This window comes from Streptomyces sp. x-80 (assembly GCF_046549095.1).
GTDB classification, from domain to species: domain Bacteria; phylum Actinomycetota; class Actinomycetes; order Streptomycetales; family Streptomycetaceae; genus Streptomyces; species Streptomyces celluloflavus.
In genome coordinates, this window is sequence record NZ_JAJPWM010000022.1 from 79232 (window position 1) to 94766 (window position 15535).

Genomic DNA, 15535 nt, shown 5'->3' on the forward strand with positions numbered 1-15535 from the left:
GCGCAGATGCCCGTCGCGTGGTTCACGATCGCACCGGCCGCGCACCGGCGCCCGCTCCGGTGGTCGCGGGTGCCGCACCCGGCGGATCAGCGGCCCGGGGCACCGGCGGCGGAGGCGAGACCGGGCGGTGCGACGTCGAGGGCGTGGCGGATCGCCTCGGCGAGGGCGAGCGCGGCCTCTTCGGTGAGTTCGACGGCCACCCGCGCCGCGGGGCCCTGCGCGGGGTTGAGGAAGTCGATGTTGACGGTGTGCTCGTAGGGGGCGTGCTGGGGGTGGTCGACGTAGACCATGGCCTCGCTGAGGGTGAAGTACCCCCGCGCGCCCTTGCCGCTGCCGTCGATCGCGATCTTCTCGGTGAGGTAGGTGCACATGGTGGTGGTGTCGCCTTCCGTGCGGTGCGGGTGTGGTCGGGGTGGGTGTGGCCGGGGCTGCGGAGCGGAGGTCAGCCCGCGAGGTGGCGGCCGAAGAAGTCCAGGACGCGGCCCCAGCCCTCGACCGCGGGCTGCGGGCGGTAGCTGGGCCGGTCCACCGCGAAGAAGGCGTGCCCGGCGCCGTCATAGGTGTGGAACTCGTACGTCTTGCGGTGCGCCGTCAGCGCCTCCTCCAGTTCCGCCGTCTCGGCCGGGGACGGGTGCTGGTCCTCGGCGCCGAACAGGCCGAGCAGCGGACAGGACAGGTTCTCGGTGAGGTGGAGGAGCGGTTCGGCCGGGACCGGGAAGTCGTGGGGCGGGCGGCCGGCGACGAACGCCCCGTAGCAGTCCACGGCGGCCTGGAGGTCGAGGCTGCACGCCGCGAGGAAGGACTGGCGGCCGCCGGAGCAGTAACCGATGGTGCCGACGCGCTGGTTGGCGGAGGAGAGCCCGCGCAGATAGCGGGCGGCGCCCGCCACGTCCCCGACCAGGCGTGCGTCGGGGACGCCGCCGCGGGCGCGGGCCGCGGCGGCCGCGTCGTCCGGTTCCGCGCCGGGCGCCTCGCGGCTGTAGAGATTGGGGCAGACGGCGGCGTAGCCCTCCGCGGCGAACCGGCGGGTGATCTCCTTGGTGGCCCGGTCGTAGCCGGGCATGTGGTGGATGACCACCACGCCGCCGGTGGGTCCGGGGGTGAGCGGGCGCGCGGCGTACGCCTCGATGGCGTCGCCGTCGTGGCCGGTGAGGGTGACGGTCTCGGCGAGCAGTGCGTCGTACATGGCAGATCCTCGGCTCGGGCACAGCGGCGGGGCGGCTGCCCTCGGCCGCCGGGGTGACGGGTTTCAGGGGGTGGCGTCGACGGGGTCCGGGGCCGGCCTCCGGGGGCCGGGCCGCTGCGCCCGTTCCGCGAGGTCTTCGAGGGCCGGGAGCGCCGCGTGCAGCAGGCGCTGCCTGTCCTGGGGCAGCCCGGCTATCTCCTCGGCGAGCCGGCTGGTGGTCTCCCGGCGTACCGCGCCGAGCAGGGTCCGGCCGGCTTCGTTGAGGCTGAGGAGGGTGGCCCGTTGATCGTCGGGGTCGGGCCGGCGGGCGATCCAGCCGCAGTCGTCGAGCAGATCCACCATGCGGGAGGCGGTGGACAGCGCGATGTTCATGCGGGCGGCGAGGCCGCTGACGCGCAGCGGGCCGTGGGCGGCGAGCACCGCGAGGGCGGTGAGCCTGCTGGGGGTCAGATCGCCGTGCGCGTGCTGACCGCGGAGCAGCGGCAGCAGATGCTGTATCACCGCGCGCAGCCGCCCGGCCAGCTCCGCGGTCTCGGCCGGCCGCCCGGTGGTGTCCATCATGGGCTCCCGGAGCGGTCCGGCGGGTTCCCGGGGCGGCCCGGTGACGGGGGCGGCGCCGGGGCGGGGCCGGTGGCCCCGAGAGAACGGGGCGGCCGGGTGGTGTCCGACGGCCGGGCGGTGCGGCCCGGCGGGCCGTGGGCGGCGGCCGGACCGGGACCGGTCGCCGGATCAGGTCCGGTCACCGGGCCCGCGGATACGGCCGGAGCGCCGGGTGCCTGTCCCCGGAGCACCGGGTCCCCGATCCGGTCGTCGTGACGGCGGTGGTCGTGCGACCCGTCGCGGTGGCTCCGGTCCCGGCGGCGCTCGTCGCTGATCCGCTCCTCGTGGACCCGCTCGTCATGGATGTAGCGCCCGCCGCGCAGCAGCGAGGCGACGGCCGCGATCAGGCAGGCGGCGATGGCGAAATCGAAGGCGACGGCCAGCCCGTCGGCGAACGGCGGGGAGATCAGCCGGGGGAAGAACTCGCGGCCGGTCAGGTACGCGGCGTGGCCGGCCGGCAACTGGCTCAGGACGTGCGGGCCGAGCAGGGTCTGCACCGGGTTGTAGCCCAGCAGGGAGGCGAACAGCACGCCCACCGGCGGCAGCGCCGCGACCTTGGCGGTGTCGGCCGCCGGGACGCCCTGCGCGGTCAGGCCGTGGGTGAGGGCGCCGGGCAGCGCGGACGCCAGCCCCGCGATCATCAGGGAGAAGAAGATGCCGATGGACAGCACCATGGCGGAGTTCTGGAAGGTGGTGCTGATGCCGGCGCCGACGCCGCGCTGGTCGGGGGGCAGGCTGTTCATGACGGCGGCCCGGTTCGGCGCCGCGAACAGGCCCATGCCGATGCCGTTGAGCAGCAGGATCAGCGCGAAGCCCGGGTAGTCGAAATCGACCGGCAGCGCTTGCAGCGCGACGAACGTACCGGCCGCCAGCAGCATGCCGCCGGTGGCGAAGGTCCGGGCGCCGAACCGGTCCGAGGCCCAGCCGGACACCGGCCCCGCCACCAGGAAGCCGAGGGTCAGCGGCAGCATGTAGATACCGGCCCAGAGCGGTGTCTGGGTGAAGCTGTAGCCGTGCCGGGGCAGCCAGATGCCTTGCAGCCAGATGATCAGGATGAACATCAGGCCGCCGCGGCCGAGCGCGGCGAGCAGGCTGGCGAGGTTCCCCGCGGTGAACGCGCGGATGCGGAACAGGCCCAGCCGGAACATCGGTGCGGGGACCTTTGTCTCGACCACACAGCAGACGGCCAGCATCGCCACACCGCCGCCCAGTGCGGCGAGCACCGCTGGGCTGGTCCAGCCCATGGTGTGCCCGCCGTAGGGCTGGATGCCGTACGTGATGCCGGCCAGCACGGCGATCAGGCCCACCGCGAAGGTGAGGTTGCCCCACCAGTCGAGCCGGGCCGGGGTGCGGATACCGGTGTCGCGCAGTTTCCGGTAGGCCCAGAGCGTGCCGAACACGCCGAACGGCACCGACACCAGGAAGACCAGCCGCCAGTCGACGGGGCCGAGCAGCCCGCCGAGGACCAGCCCGAGGAACGACCCGGCGATGCCCGCCACCTGGTTCAGGCCCAGGGCGAGGCCGCGCTGCCGGGCGGGGAAGGCGTCGGTGAGGATCGCGTTGGCGTTCGCCATCAGCATCGCGCCGCCGATGCCTTGCAGGACGCGCATGCCGATCAGCCACAGGGCGCCGGCCGTGCCGTGCTGCCAGGTCACCGAGAGCAGTACGGAGAAGACGGTGAAGACGGCGAAGCCCAGGTTGTACATCCGGGTCCTGCCGTACATGTCGCCGAGCCGGCCGAAGCTCACCACGAGGACGGCGGTGACCACCAGATAGCCCATGATCAGCCAGAGCAGCAGGCCCGTGTTTCCGGGCTGGAGGGGATTCACTCCGATGCCGCGGAAGATGTCGGGCAGCGCGATCAGCATGATCGACATGTTGATGGAGGCGATCAGCATGCCGAGGGTCGTGTTCGACAGGGCGACCCATTTGTAGCGCGGGCCGGGCACGAAGCGCGGCCCCGGGCTCGGGCGGGCCGGGACTGCGGCCGTCTTTCCCACGGGACACCACTCCCATCGGGAGGTACACCGGGAGATTTACTTGCTTGACATCAACCAATTTAGTCCCGCCCCCGGCGTCCGGCCAGCGTTGCGTCTGCCGCGTTGCCGGTGACCACGCCGGTCGCCCGCCCGCCGGACGTGCGCGGGCGGGCGGACGGCGGCGCGGGCGGAAATATCCGGTTGGCCCGCCCGCGCCCCGGTGCTGCAATGTGCGGATGGATCTTGATGCGGTACGCACCCTCCTCGACCGGCAGCTGCGGCGTGCGGCGCCGCCCGATTCCGCCGCCGCCCGGGTCGAGCGGACCGGCGGTGTGGTGCGCCAGACCGGCGGGCCCGCCGACTGGCACGGCATCCTCTGGTCGGATCTGACCGAGGCCACCGCCGACGCGGCGATCGCCGCGCAGGTGCGGCACTTCGCCGCGCTGGACCGCGAGTTCGAGTGGACGGTGTACGCGCACGACCGGCCCGCCGACCTCGGCGCGCGGCTGCGGGCGGCCGGTTTCCTGCCCGAGCCGGCGGAGACGCTGATGGTCGCGGAGGTGGCCGGCCTCCCCAAGGAGGCCGAACTGCCCCCGGGCGTACGGCTGTTGCCGGTGACGGACCCGGCCGGTGTGGAGCAGCTCGTGCGGGTGCACGAGGAGGTGTTCGGCACGCCCGGCGGCCGGCTGCGGGACCGGCTGCTCGCCCGGCTCGCGGCGGATCCGGACGCGCTCGCCCTCACCGTCGTGACGGCCGGTGACGAACCGGTGTCCGGGGCGCGGCTGGAGTGGGTGCCGGGGACGGACTTCGCGGGGCTGTGGGGCGGCGGCACGCTGCCCGCCTGGCGCGGCCGCGGCATCTACCGGGCGCTGATCGCCCACCGGGCCCGGCTCGCCGCCGAACGCGGGGTGCGCTACCTGCGGGTGGACGCCTCCGACCAAAGCCGCCCGATCCTGCGGCGCCTGGGCTTCGCCGCGCTGAGCACGGCCACCCCGTACCTCCACCGCCCCTGACGGGCGGACGCCACCGGCCTTGCGCCACAAGGAAGTTGAGCCGGGTGGCCGTCATCGCACCGGAGAACGGAACGGCAGGGAAAATACCGCCGGGACGGTTTCTACCGTTTGCGGCGAAATGTGCCGGATGTAACGCTGGGATCTCCCGTAGAAGGAGTTGATCGCATGATTACGGACCGCACAGCACCGGCCGAGTCGGTAACCCTTACCGCGGAGGTCGAGAATCTGGTGGACTCCGCCGAACCCGACGCCGTCTTCCGGGACACCCGCGAGTGCGGTGGAGGGCTACTGCTCCTCGGCCTGCTCCTGATCTCGCCGCCCACTCCGCGGCCGAAGACGGACGCCCGATAAGGGACCTGCGTTGGCTGAACAGGCGCAGGAAGCAGTCCCACTGAGCGCTGTGATCGCTGATGCTGCGACAGGGGTCGCCCTCGCCCTGCGGGGTGAGGGCGACCCTTACGCGCTGTCCCGCACCCTCCGGCAGGGGGACGCGCTGGCGCTGGCCGCGATCCGGGTGCTGGGCGCCGACGCGCTCGCACCGTACGCGCTCGGCCACCGGGCCGGACCCGGCGGCGAGGACGAGAGTGTGGTCAGGGAGGCGCTCGCGGCATATCCGCCGGGGGTGGCAGCCTCCGATGTGTCGGTGTGGAGCTACCGGGGACTGATCGAGGCGTCGCACGCCTTTCTGAACGGTGGCGCGGACGGCTGGCCGCGTCCGCCCGAGGCGGGCGCCGGGTGGATCGGCACCGATCCGTGGCCACGGCTGTCCTACCGGGCTTCCCAGCTCGCCGCCCTCGCGCTCCCCGGCCTGGCGCCGGGGCTGGCCGAGGCGCTGGCGGCGCGCACCGACGATCTCTCCCGTGGTTTCGTCCGGGCGGTACGCCGTCAGGACTGGCTCCAGGCGGCCGGTCTGGGCCGCTGGCTGGCCCGGCTGCCCGAGGTGCCGCCGACGCTGGGCCTCGACGGCGGGCTGGCGTTCGTCCGGCAGATGAGCGGCGGCGATGCCCGGGTGGCACTGCACGTCGTGGCCGCCCGGCGGTTCCACGGGCGGGGGTGGTGACCGGCGGCCGGGGCGACCCGGCGCTGCTGGACCGGCTGGTCGGTGACGGCCTGGGGTGGCTGGACAGGGCGCGCGCGTCCTTCCGTCTGCCACCGGACGTGACCACCGACGCCGACCCCAACACGACCCTCAAACCCCTCGGTGAACTGGCCGAACTCACCGACCTCACCCGGACGACGCACCCCCGGCGCGAGATCCGCGAGCGGGCGGACGCCCTCTTCGCCTTCGCCTGGCAGGAGACGGGCGAGGGGGAGCTCTTCGCCGAGCTGATCCGCGGTGAGCCGCGGGCGACCTATCCGGTGGAGCTGTACGGGACCTTCGCGCAGGCCGGGCTCCGCCACGCCGCCGTGGAGGAGCTGCTGGTGACGACGACCGGGCTGCGGGGCTGGCGGGTGGCGCGCGAGGACCACACCCGTACGCTCGGCGTGCTCAACGCGGAGCGGCGGATCGGCCTGCCCCGGCACGCCGCCACCGACGCCGAGTTCGCGTACACCGGGCTGGGCCTGCTGCCGGAGCCGTGGACGCTGGACCGCAAGGCGGCGTACGGCGTGACCCATGACGTCTTCCACCTCACCGACTGGGGCCGCACCCGCCGGCGGCTGCCCGCGGCGCACGCCGGATATCTGCGCCTGTGGCTGCCCGCCTGGCTGGAGTGCTGGCTGGAGGAACAGCTGTGGGACCTGGTGGGCGAGTTGCTGGCGGTGACGGCCTGTCTGCCCGACGCCCCGTACGACGCGGCGGCCTGGCAGCGGCTGGCCGCCGCACAGACCGCCGACGGCGCCGTCCCCGAGACCGGCACCGCCGCGGCGTCGGCCGACCCCGCGGAGACCTTCCTGGCCTGCTACCACTCCACCCTGGTGACGGTCTTCGCCGGCACCCTCGCCCGGATCGCCGCCACCGAGGCCGCGGGCGGCCCGGCAGCGGCCGGACGGCCCCCCTTCGAAAGCGAGGCAGCCCCGTGACCGTACCGACGGCCGCACCCCCCGCGCTGCTGCACCAGATTGGTGACCGCGCGCTGACCTGGCTCGACGCCCACCGCGAGCACTTCCGGCTGACGCCCGAGGACCACGCCACCAGCGGCGCGGTGATCGAACGCCTCAAGCCGATCGGCGAGTTGGCGATCAATATGCAGGTGCTCTTCCGGGAGGGCGTGGCGGGCTCCCGGCAGCACGCCCGCGCCGGGCAGCTGCTCGACTTCGCCTGGCGGGAGCTGCTGGACGGCGGCAATGTGCTGGCCGCGTTGCAGCGCGCCGAACCGCTCTCCCCGGTGTCCCTGGAGATCTACGCGCCCTTCCACGAACTGGGCCACCGCCACCCCCAGCTGGAGGCGGCCATCGAGGTGTGCCGGCGCACCACGACGTGGACGGCGCTGGAGATGGTGCCCAACCGGCGGCTCGGTGTGCTCAACGCCGAACGCAAGATGGGGCTGGCGCCCAGCGGCGACTTCGACCGGGCCGTGGCCCGCACCTGGCTGGGGCAGCTGCCCGAACCGTGGTCGGTGCAGTACCACATCGCCTACGACCTCACCCACACCGTCTTCCACCTCACCAACTGGGGCGAGGCGCCCGGCCGGATCCCGCCGGCGATCGCCGCCTACCTCACGCGGTACCTGCCCGCGTGGATGGAGGACTGGGCGGACCTCGAACACTGGGATCTGCTCGGCGAACTCCTCGTCGTGGACGCCTGCCTGCCACGTCCGACGCTGGACGGCGAGCTGTGGGAGCGGTACGCCGCCGCGCAGTGCGGCAGCGGTGCGATGCCCATCCAGCACGGGATGCCGGCCGGTGACGCGGCGGAGGTCTTCGACCTCGTCCACCACCCCACCCTGGTCGCCGCGTTCGCCTCCGCGATGGCCACCTCCCGGGCGCTCTCCCCCGGCGCCGCCCGATGAGCCCCCACGGCCCCGGCACCGGCCTCGCGGACCGCCTCACCCGGGCGCTCGCCGCCGTCGACGCCCCGGACACCGTGCTCGCCGTGACCCGCCGCGGCGAGCGCACCCTGGTCACCGGCGGCACCGCCCGCACGCCGCCCCGGCCGCGGGAGGCGCTGCGCTACGAGCTCGGTTCGCTCTCCAAGACCTTCACCGTGCTGCTCCTCGCCGACCTGGCGCGCGCCGGGGTGCTGCGCCTCGACGATCCGCTCGCCGCCCATCTGCCGGAGCTGCGGCTCCCGCACCCCGCCTCGCGCCGGATCACGCTGTGCCATCTGGCCACGCACACCGCGGGGCTGCCGCGCGTCCCGCGCGACCTGGTGGCCGGCGCGCTGCTGCGCCCGTACCGCAGCGGCTACGCCGGGTACGACACCGAGCGGCTGCTGCGCACCTTCGCCCGCACCCGGCCCCGCCATCCGCCCGGCACCCGCTGGCACTACTCCAACCTCGGGCTGGCGCTGCTCGGCCCCGCCATGGCGCGGGCCGCCGGCAGCGACTACCGCGCACTGCTCACCGACCGCGTGCTGCGCCCGCTCGCGCTGACCGGCACCGCCCTGGGCCCCGGCGCCACCGGCACCGACGCCGTCGGGCACCGTACGGACGGCAGTACGCCGGTGCCGGGCTCCGACATGGGCGGCTTCGTCGCCGCCGGGGCGGTCCGCGCCACCCCGGGTGATCTGCTGACCTACCTCGAAGCGCTGCTCTCCCCCGACGCCGCCCCGCTGAGCGGGCCGCTGCGCGACGTCCAGGTCCCGCTGCTGCGGCGCGGCTGGCGGCACCGCCACACCCATACGCTGACGTGGTACCAGCACCCCGCGCCGGGCGGACCGCTGCTCTTCCACGCCGGGGCGACCTTCGGCCAGCAGGCGTTCCTGGGCTATCACCCGGTCTCCCGGACCGGCGTCGTCGCCCTCGCCACCCGCCGCGGCCGCGGCTGCCGGCTGACCGGGACGGCGTACGACCTGCTGTACGCGCTCGGCGGCGAGCCCGCGCCCTGAGTCCGCCGCACGGCGCCGTTACAGCTCACCCGCCAGGACCCGGGCGAGGGATGCCTCGGGGCGTTCCTCGGTGGCCCGGCGGAAGGCGTCCGCGTAGGCGTGGTCGCCGATCGCCGCGCGGGCCCGCTGCTCACACTCCTCGCGGACCGCGCGCAGCTCCGGTGTACCGCGCTGCGGGTGGCCGACGGTGCGCCAGAACGCCTGGCCGCTGCCGTAGATCAGGGCGGCGCCCTCGCCGTTGCCCTGCGCCGCCACCGCGGCGGCCAGCAGGTCGAGGCCGAGCGCGATACCGAAGTTGTCGCCGATGCCCTTCTTCCCGGCGAGCATCGCGCGGGCGTGGTCCGCGGAGTCCTTCGGGCGGCCCTGGAAGAGGGAGATCAGGGAGAGCTGGTAGTCGGTGTAGGCGCGGGTCCAGTACTCGCCCAGCTCCACACAGCCGCGGCGCAGTGCGGTCGCCTCGGTCCGCGCCTCGGCGAACTTGCCCAGGCCGGTGAGGGCGAAGACCCGGATGAGATGGCAGCGCAGCCGGGCGGGAGAGTCGAACGGGGCGTTCACCAGCGGGCCGAGGGCCTGGTCGGCGACGCTGTACGCGGCCAGCGGCCGGCCCGCCATCAGGTGGGTGAGGCCGACGAGGTAGCCGGCCGCGAGCATCGCCTCCACGTCGTCGTCGGCGCGGGCGGCGCGGGAGCACTGGCGGCCCAGTTCGTCGGCGGTCTCCAGATCGCCCTGGAGCAGCACGCCGACACCGAGCGCCCACAGCGCCCGGGTGCGGGCCGGGCACGGGGTGCGGTGCGCGACGAGGGCGCGTTCCAAGTAGTCCCGGGCCTCGTGCAGATGGCCGCAGCAGCTCCAGAAGAAGCCGACCGCGGCGCTCAGTTCGAGGGCGCGTTCCGGGTCGACGACGAGCAGGTGGTCCAGCGCGGTGCACAGGTCGATATGCGCCTCGGCGACCCGTCGGTACCACTTGACCTGGTCGGGGCCCAGCCAGCCGGTCTCGGCCAGGCGGCCGAAGCCGACGAAGTGCGCGGCGTGCCGGGCCGACAGGGCCGGTTCCTCGCGCAGTTCCGCCAGCCACATACGGCCGTACTCACGCAGGGTGTCGAGCATGCGGAAGCGCTGGCCCTCGCGGGTGAGCACCGATTTGGCGGCGAGTCCGGCCAGCGCCGTGCGGACCCCCTGTGCGGAGAGCGGGCCGCCGGCGCAGACGGCCCGCGCGGACGCCTCGTCGAACGATCCCCGGAAGACCGAGAGCCGCGCCCACAGCAGCCGCTCCAGCGGTTCGCACAGTTCGTGGCTCCAGCCGATGGCGGTGCGCAGCGTCCGGTGGCGCGGGGTCCATGCCCAGCCGGCGCCGTCGAGGGTGTCGAAGCGGGAGTTGAGCCGCTCGGCGACCCGCTCGGGGGTGCTGCCCGCGAGTTGGGCGCCGGCCAGTTCCAGGGCCAGGGGGATGCCTTCGAGGCGGCGGCAGATCTCGGCGGCGGCCGCCGCGTGCGACGGGTCGGTGAGCCGGAGCCCGGGGGACGCGGTGGCCGCCCGGTCCGCGAGCAGGGCGAGGGCATCGTTGTCACCCTCGACGGGCAGCGGTTCGATCTCGGTGACCCATTCGCCGCCGACCTCCAGCGGCTGCCGGCTGGTGACGAGCACGGTGAGGCCGGGGGCGGCGGTCAGCAGATCGCCGGTCAGGTTGCGGCAGGCGTCGACGAGGTGTTCACAGGAGTCCAGCACCAGGAGCAGCTGTTTGTCGGCGAGCCATTCGCACAGTGCCGCCACCGGCATCCGGGCCGTGTGGTCGGACAGCCCGACGGCATCGGAGACGGTGGCCAGCAGCAGTTGTTCACCGTGGAGGGGTGCGAGGTCGGCCCACCACACCCCGTCGGGGTAATGCGGCAGCGCCGCTCCGGCGGCCCGCATCGCGATCCGTGTCTTGCCCACACCACCCGGCCCGGTCAGGGTGATCAGCCGGTGCCGCGCCAACTCGCTGTCCAGTCGGCGCAGTTCGGCCCGTCGACCGACAAAGCTGGTCGATTCCTCGGGAATATTGCTCTCCACCGGGCCAGTTTGCCGCACCCGCGGCACCGGAGGGAGGACGGCGGACGCCCCCGCGGGCCGCCGGACACCGCCCCTGGCGCGGTGGTGGCGCGGTAGGGCGGGAATGTCCGGCGGGCCCGGTGTCACCCGATGGTCTACCGCGACGAGGTTGACGGACGGCGTCCCCCGCCGCCGTCCGGCCGGGCCGCGGCGCGGGTTTCGCGCGCCGTCACGCGTCCGGTACGGCCGTGCCGCCGGTGCCTGCGCCGAGGCCGAGGTCCGGCCCGTCCGGCGGTGCGAAGTGCCGCGCGACCTCGGCCGCGGTCACCGCGGCCGGCCGGTCCGGTGTCCAGCGCGGGTTGCGGTCCTTGTCGATGATCTGCGCGCGGATGCCCTCGACCAGGTCGGGCGAGGACAGCATGGCGCACGCGATGCGGTACTCCTGGTCCAGGGCGTGCTCCAGGGAGCCGAGCGCGCGGGCCCGGCGCAGTGCGGCGAGGGTGACCTTCAGGGAGGTGGGCGACCTGGTGTACAGGGTCACCGCCGCTTCCTTCGCGGCCTGTTCACCGCTGGCCACCAGCCGCTCGGTGATCTCCTCGACGGTGTCGGCCGCGTAGCAGCTGTCGATCCACTCCCGGTGGGCGGCGAGTTCGCCGCCGGGCGCGGTGGCGGCGGCGTACCGGGCCACGGTCTCCGGCACACCGGCGCCGGCCAGCCCGTCGGCGAGGTCCGGCAGCCGCGCGGCGGGCACGAAGTGGTCGGCGAGCCCCAGCAGCAGGGCGTCGGCCGCGCCGACCGCGGCACCGGTGAGCGCGAGGTGGGTGCCCAGTTCGCCGGGGGCGCGGGCCAGCAGGAAGGTCCCGCCGACGTCGGGTACGAAGCCGATGCCGGTCTCCGGCATGGCGATCCGGGAGCGCTCGGTGACGATCCGTACCCCGGCGTGCGCGGAGAGGCCGACGCCGCCGCCCATCACGATGCCGTCCATCAGGGCGACATAGGGCTTGGGGTAGCGGGCGATCCGGGCGTTGAGGCGGTATTCGTCGCGCCAGAAGGCCCGCGACGCGGCTCCGCCGCCGGCACTGGCGTCCTGGTGGATGGCGCGGATGTCGCCGCCGGCGCAGAGCCCGCGCGCACCGGCGCCGCGGAGGACGACGGTGGCCACCGCCGGGTCGTGCTCCCATGCGGTGAGCGCCTCGTCGATGCGGCGCACCATGGCGTGGTCGAGGGCGTTGAGGGCGCGGGGCCGGTTGAGGGTGAGGTATCCGGCCCGGCCTTCGGTGTGCAGGAGTACGGAGTCGTCGGCGCTCATCGGCCCGCTCCGCTCGGCGCCGGTGCGGCAGTGACACACATGGTCTCGTCGTCCTTTCCAGGATCCGCTGCGCCCGCGGGCCGCGGGCGGTTGCTCGCCCCCACTCCATCAGACGGTGGTGGCGGCTTCGCCGTTGCGGTCCGCCGCCGGATTCCGATCACTGGGCAATCCTTTAGGCTTAGGTTAGGCTCACCTTACTCGTTAGGGCGGTCTCCGTGCCGGACCGCACCGGTCCATGACGGCAACGCCGGCACGGCCGTGCCGGAACTCCGGCCGGACACCGCACTTCGCCCACCCTCATCGGTTCCCTGCACACCCCTCATCGGTTCCCGACGGGACCTTCGGAGAAATGGAGTCCCCGTGCCGACGGCACCCGAAGTCGCCACGCACGCCCCAGCGACCGGCCCGGCCCACCCCGCCGTGGGGGCGGCCACCGCGCTCCTGGACGGCTACTCGCCCGGCGACCGCTTCCTGGCCACCCCCACCCGTACGCTGCTGGCACACGGCGTGGAGCGTGAAGTGCCGCACGGAACGGGCCCGTTGCCGCAACGGGTGGCCGCCGCGCTGGACGCGGCCCGCGCCGCGGGGCACCGCGCGCCGGTCGTCATCGGTGCCACCCCCTTCGACCACGCCGCGCCCGCCGCCCTGGTCGTCGCCGAGTCGGTGCGCAGCGCGCCGCCGCTCACCGCGGACCCGCTGATCGCACTGCCCGCCGAGGCACCGGCCGCGACGGACTGGCAGATACGCCCGCACCCGGCGCCCGAGGTGTACGGGGCGGGCGTCGCCGACGCCGTCGAGCGCATGTGGCGCGGCGAGTTCAGCAAGGTCGTGCTGGCCCGCACCCTCGAACTCACCGCCCCCGCGCCGCTGGACATCCCCGCGATGCTGCAACGGCTGGCCCGCCGCGACCCGTCCGGCTACACCTTCGCGCTGCCCACCGCGCCCGGCCGGACGCTGCTCGGCGCCAGCCCCGAACTGCTGGTCTCCCGGCGCGGACCGCGCGTCGTCGCCAACCCGCTCGCCGGATCGGCGCAGCGCAGCCCCGACCTCGCCGAGGACGTGCGTCGCGCCGCCGCGCTGCTCCGGTCCGCGAAGGACCTGCACGAGCACTCCGTCGTGGTGGACGCGGTACGCGAGGCGCTCGCGCCCTACTGCACGGCGCTGGAGGTCCCCGAGCGGCCCACCCTGGTGCGCACCGCCACCATGTGGCATCTGTCCACCACTGTGCACGGCACCCTCGCCACGCCGGACGCCTCGGCGCTCGAACTGGCCTGTGCGCTGCACCCCACCCCCGCCGTCTGCGGCACCCCGACCGACACCGCCCGCGAGGTGATCGGCGCGACCGAGCCGTTCGACCGCGGCTTCTTCACCGGCATGATCGGCTGGGGCGACGCGCACGGCGACGGCGAGTGGGTGGTGACCATCCGCTGCGCCGAGGCCGCGGAGCGCTCGCTGCGGCTGTACGCGGGCGCGGGCGTCGTCGCCGCCTCCGACCCGGCGGCGGAGACCGCCGAGACGGCCGCCAAGTTCCGTACCTTCCTGCACGCCGTGGGGGCCGAGCTGTGAGCGCCGTGCCCACGCCGACCTGGCCCGCCGAGTTCGCCGCGCGCTACCGCGCGGCCGGCTGGTGGCGCGGCGAGACCTTCGGACAGGTGCTGCGGGACCGTGCCGCCGCGCACCCGGACCGGATCGCCGTCGTCGATCCGGCGGCCGGTGTGCGCCGTACGTACCGCGAACTCGACGAGCGCGCCGACCGGCTGGCGGCCGGTTTCCTCGCGCGGGGTATCGCCAAGGGCGACCGGGTCGTCGTCCAGCTGCCCAATGTCGCGGAGTTCTTCGAGGTGATCTTCGCGCTCTTCCGGATCGGCGCGCTCCCGGTCTTCGCGCTGCCCGCGCACCGCGAGAGCGAGATCGGCTACTTCTGCGCCTTCACCGAGGCCGTCGCCTACGTCATCCCGGCCGGACACGGCGGCTACGACTACCGGGCGCTGGCCGGGAAGGTCCGCGCGACGGCGCCCGCGCTGCGCCATGTGTTCGTGGCGGGCGGCGGTCCGGCGGACGCGGACGACGGCTGCGAACCGCTCGCCGCCGTCCCCGCGGAGCCCGTCGAGATCACCGGGCCGGAGCCGCACGAGCTGGCGTTCCTCCAGCTGTCCGGCGGCAGTACGGGCATCCCCAAGCTGATCCCGCGCACCCATGACGACTACCTCTACTCGGTGCGCGGCTCCAACGAGATCTGCGGCGTCGACGAGCATTGCGTGTATCTGTGCGTGCTGCCCGCGGCGCACAACTTCCCGCTCTCCTCGCCCGGCACCCTCGGCGCGCTGTACGCGGGCGGCCGGGTGGTGCTCTGTCCGGAGCCCAGCCCGGACACCGCCTTCCCGCTGATCGAGCGGGAAGGCGTCACCCTCACCGGGGTGGTGCCGCCGCTGGCGCTGGTGTGGACGGAGGCGGCGGCCACCTCCGCGTACGACCTCAGCAGCCTCGGCGTCCTGCTGGTGGGCGGTGCCAAGTTCAGCGAGGAGGCGGCCCGGCGGGTCCGGCCGGCGCTCGGCTGCACCGTGCAGCAGGTCTTCGGGATGGCCGAGGGCCTGGTCAACTACACCCGGCTGGACGACCCGGCGGAGGTCATCGTCACCACCCAGGGCCGGCCGATCTCGCCCGACGACGAGATCAGGGTCGTGGACGACGAGGACCGCGAGGTGCCGGCCGGGGAGGCGGGCCATCTGCTGACCCGCGGCCCGTACACCATCCGCGGCTACTGGCGGGCTCCCGGGCACAACGCCACGGCCTTCACCGAGGACGGCTTCTACCGCACCGGCGACATCGTCCGGCTCACCGCCACCGGCCATCTGGTGGTCGAGGGACGGGCCAAGGACCAGATCAACCGGGGCGGCGAGAAGATCGCGGCCGAGGAGGTGGAGAACCATCTGCTCGCCCACCCCGCCGTGCACGACGCCAATCTCGTGGCGGAGGCCGACCCGTATCTGGGCGAGCGCACCTGCGCGTACGTCATCCTGCGGGCCGGGGCCGGGCCGCTGAAGCCGGCCGCCGTCAAGGCGTTCATCCGCCAACGGGGCCTGGCCGCCTACAAGGTGCCCGACCGGGTGGAGTTCGTGACCGCCTTCCCGCAGACCGGTATCGGCAAGATCTCCAAGAAGGACCTCCGGGCCGCGGCCGCCCGCACGGCCCGCGCGCCGGAACGGGACACCGGACCGGTGCCGGTACCCGCCGTGGAGTGACCCGGCGGACCGACTGCTCACGAGGGCCCCGCGATGCCGCGCGGGGCCCTCGTGCCGTACGTGGTGCGCGGCAGCCGGGTGCGGTACGGGCGCGGGGCCGGTGGGTGGTACCGGCAGCATCCGGCCGGGGACATGACGGAGCGGCCGACGCCCACCGGCGTCGGCCGCTCCGTCAGTTCCCGGGCGTCGG

At 74.5% G+C, this 15535-nt stretch carries 14 protein-coding genes; 8 read left to right on the plus strand and 6 right to left on the minus strand.

What is annotated here, in order from left to right:
* Positions 1 to 86 precede the first annotated feature (86 nt).
* The 4 genes from ACLJWH_RS34055 to ACLJWH_RS34070 form a co-directional block, all read right to left on the minus strand.
* Positions 87 to 371 carry a DUF6295 family protein gene (locus ACLJWH_RS34055; protein WP_411145651.1) on the minus strand — a complete coding sequence of 95 codons (285 nt, stop codon included), beginning with the start codon at positions 369 to 371 and terminating at the stop codon, positions 87 to 89.
* A gap of 71 nt (positions 372 to 442) precedes the next feature.
* Positions 443 to 1186, minus strand: a complete 744-nt coding sequence (locus ACLJWH_RS34060) for a dienelactone hydrolase family protein (protein ID WP_411145652.1) — start codon at positions 1184 to 1186, stop codon at positions 443 to 445.
* Between the two features lie 63 nt (positions 1187 to 1249).
* Positions 1250 to 1744 carry a MarR family winged helix-turn-helix transcriptional regulator gene (locus ACLJWH_RS34065; protein ID WP_411145653.1) on the minus strand — a complete coding sequence of 165 codons (495 nt, stop codon included), beginning with the start codon at positions 1742 to 1744 and terminating at the stop codon, positions 1250 to 1252.
* On the minus strand, positions 1744 to 3786 hold the full coding sequence (locus ACLJWH_RS34070; RefSeq protein WP_411145654.1) for an MFS transporter: 2043 nt from the start codon (positions 3784 to 3786) through the stop codon (positions 1744 to 1746). The genes ACLJWH_RS34065 and ACLJWH_RS34070 overlap by 1 nt, the downstream gene beginning before the upstream one ends.
* 215 nt (positions 3787 to 4001) lie before the next feature.
* On the opposite strand from ACLJWH_RS34070, the gene ACLJWH_RS34075 reads away from it, so the two are divergent.
* The 6 genes from ACLJWH_RS34075 (at position 4002) to ACLJWH_RS34100 (ending at position 8766) form a co-directional block, all read left to right on the plus strand.
* Positions 4002 to 4778, plus strand: coding sequence for a GNAT family N-acetyltransferase (locus ACLJWH_RS34075; protein WP_411145655.1), 777 nt, complete (start codon positions 4002 to 4004; stop codon positions 4776 to 4778).
* A gap of 165 nt (positions 4779 to 4943) precedes the next feature.
* Positions 4944 to 5129, plus strand: coding sequence for a hypothetical protein (locus ACLJWH_RS34080; RefSeq protein ID WP_052854250.1), 186 nt, complete (start codon positions 4944 to 4946; stop codon positions 5127 to 5129).
* Positions 5130 to 5178: 49 nt separating this feature from the next.
* Positions 5179 to 5838, plus strand: a complete 660-nt coding sequence (locus tag ACLJWH_RS34085; RefSeq protein ID WP_411145656.1) for a hypothetical protein — start codon at positions 5179 to 5181, stop codon at positions 5836 to 5838.
* Entirely contained in the window at positions 5835 to 6800 is a 966-nt protein-coding gene (locus ACLJWH_RS34090; RefSeq protein WP_411145657.1) for a DUF6895 family protein, read from the plus strand. Before ACLJWH_RS34085 ends, ACLJWH_RS34090 begins: the two co-directional genes overlap by 4 nt.
* The gene (locus ACLJWH_RS34095; RefSeq protein ID WP_411145658.1) at positions 6797 to 7729 is read left to right on the plus strand and encodes a DUF6895 family protein; all 933 of its coding nucleotides are present in this window, start codon (positions 6797 to 6799) and stop codon (positions 7727 to 7729) included. The genes ACLJWH_RS34090 and ACLJWH_RS34095 overlap by 4 nt, the downstream gene beginning before the upstream one ends.
* Positions 7726 to 8766: a serine hydrolase domain-containing protein gene (locus ACLJWH_RS34100; RefSeq protein WP_411145659.1), complete on the plus strand. Its 1041-nt coding sequence runs from the start codon at positions 7726 to 7728 to the stop codon at positions 8764 to 8766. Before ACLJWH_RS34095 ends, ACLJWH_RS34100 begins: the two co-directional genes overlap by 4 nt.
* An 18-nt stretch (positions 8767 to 8784) precedes the next feature.
* On the opposite strand, the gene ACLJWH_RS34105 is transcribed toward ACLJWH_RS34100, so the two are convergent.
* Both ACLJWH_RS34105 and ACLJWH_RS34110 read right to left on the minus strand, forming a co-directional pair.
* Positions 8785 to 10815 carry an ATP-binding protein gene (locus tag ACLJWH_RS34105; RefSeq protein ID WP_411145660.1) on the minus strand — a complete coding sequence of 677 codons (2031 nt, stop codon included), beginning with the start codon at positions 10813 to 10815 and terminating at the stop codon, positions 8785 to 8787.
* Between the two features lie 208 nt (positions 10816 to 11023).
* Positions 11024 to 12103 (minus strand): enoyl-CoA hydratase/isomerase family protein, encoded by a 1080-nt coding sequence (locus ACLJWH_RS34110; protein WP_411145661.1) that lies wholly within the window; start codon positions 12101 to 12103, stop codon positions 11024 to 11026.
* A gap of 360 nt (positions 12104 to 12463) precedes the next feature.
* Here ACLJWH_RS34110 and dhbC point away from each other — a divergent pair, with 360 nt between their 5' ends.
* Positions 12464 to 13669 (plus strand): isochorismate synthase DhbC, encoded by a 1206-nt coding sequence (dhbC, locus tag ACLJWH_RS34115; protein ID WP_411145662.1) that lies wholly within the window; start codon positions 12464 to 12466, stop codon positions 13667 to 13669.
* A complete protein-coding gene (locus ACLJWH_RS34120) occupies positions 13666 to 15345 on the plus strand; it encodes a (2,3-dihydroxybenzoyl)adenylate synthase (RefSeq protein ID WP_411145663.1) in 1680 nt (559 codons plus the stop codon). Before dhbC ends, ACLJWH_RS34120 begins: the two co-directional genes overlap by 4 nt.
* Positions 15346 to 15535 lie beyond the last annotated feature (190 nt).

What these genes read in the sequence shown, in the direction of transcription:
- ACLJWH_RS34055 (WP_411145651.1), bottom strand. Translation starts at nt 371, where the DNA reads ATGTGCACCTACCTCACCGAGAAGATCGCGATCGACGGCAGCGGCAAG.
- ACLJWH_RS34060 (WP_411145652.1), bottom strand. Translation starts at nt 1,186, where the DNA reads ATGTACGACGCACTGCTCGCCGAGACCGTCACCCTCACCGGCCACGAC.
- ACLJWH_RS34065 (WP_411145653.1), bottom strand. Translation starts at nt 1,744, where the DNA reads ATGGACACCACCGGGCGGCCGGCCGAGACCGCGGAGCTGGCCGGGCGG.
- ACLJWH_RS34075 (WP_411145655.1), top strand. Translation starts at nt 4,002, where the DNA reads ATGGATCTTGATGCGGTACGCACCCTCCTCGACCGGCAGCTGCGGCGT.
- ACLJWH_RS34080 (WP_052854250.1), top strand. Translation starts at nt 4,944, where the DNA reads ATGATTACGGACCGCACAGCACCGGCCGAGTCGGTAACCCTTACCGCG.
- ACLJWH_RS34100 (WP_411145659.1), top strand. Translation starts at nt 7,726, where the DNA reads ATGAGCCCCCACGGCCCCGGCACCGGCCTCGCGGACCGCCTCACCCGG.
- ACLJWH_RS34110 (WP_411145661.1), bottom strand. Translation starts at nt 12,103, where the DNA reads ATGAGCGCCGACGACTCCGTACTCCTGCACACCGAAGGCCGGGCCGGA.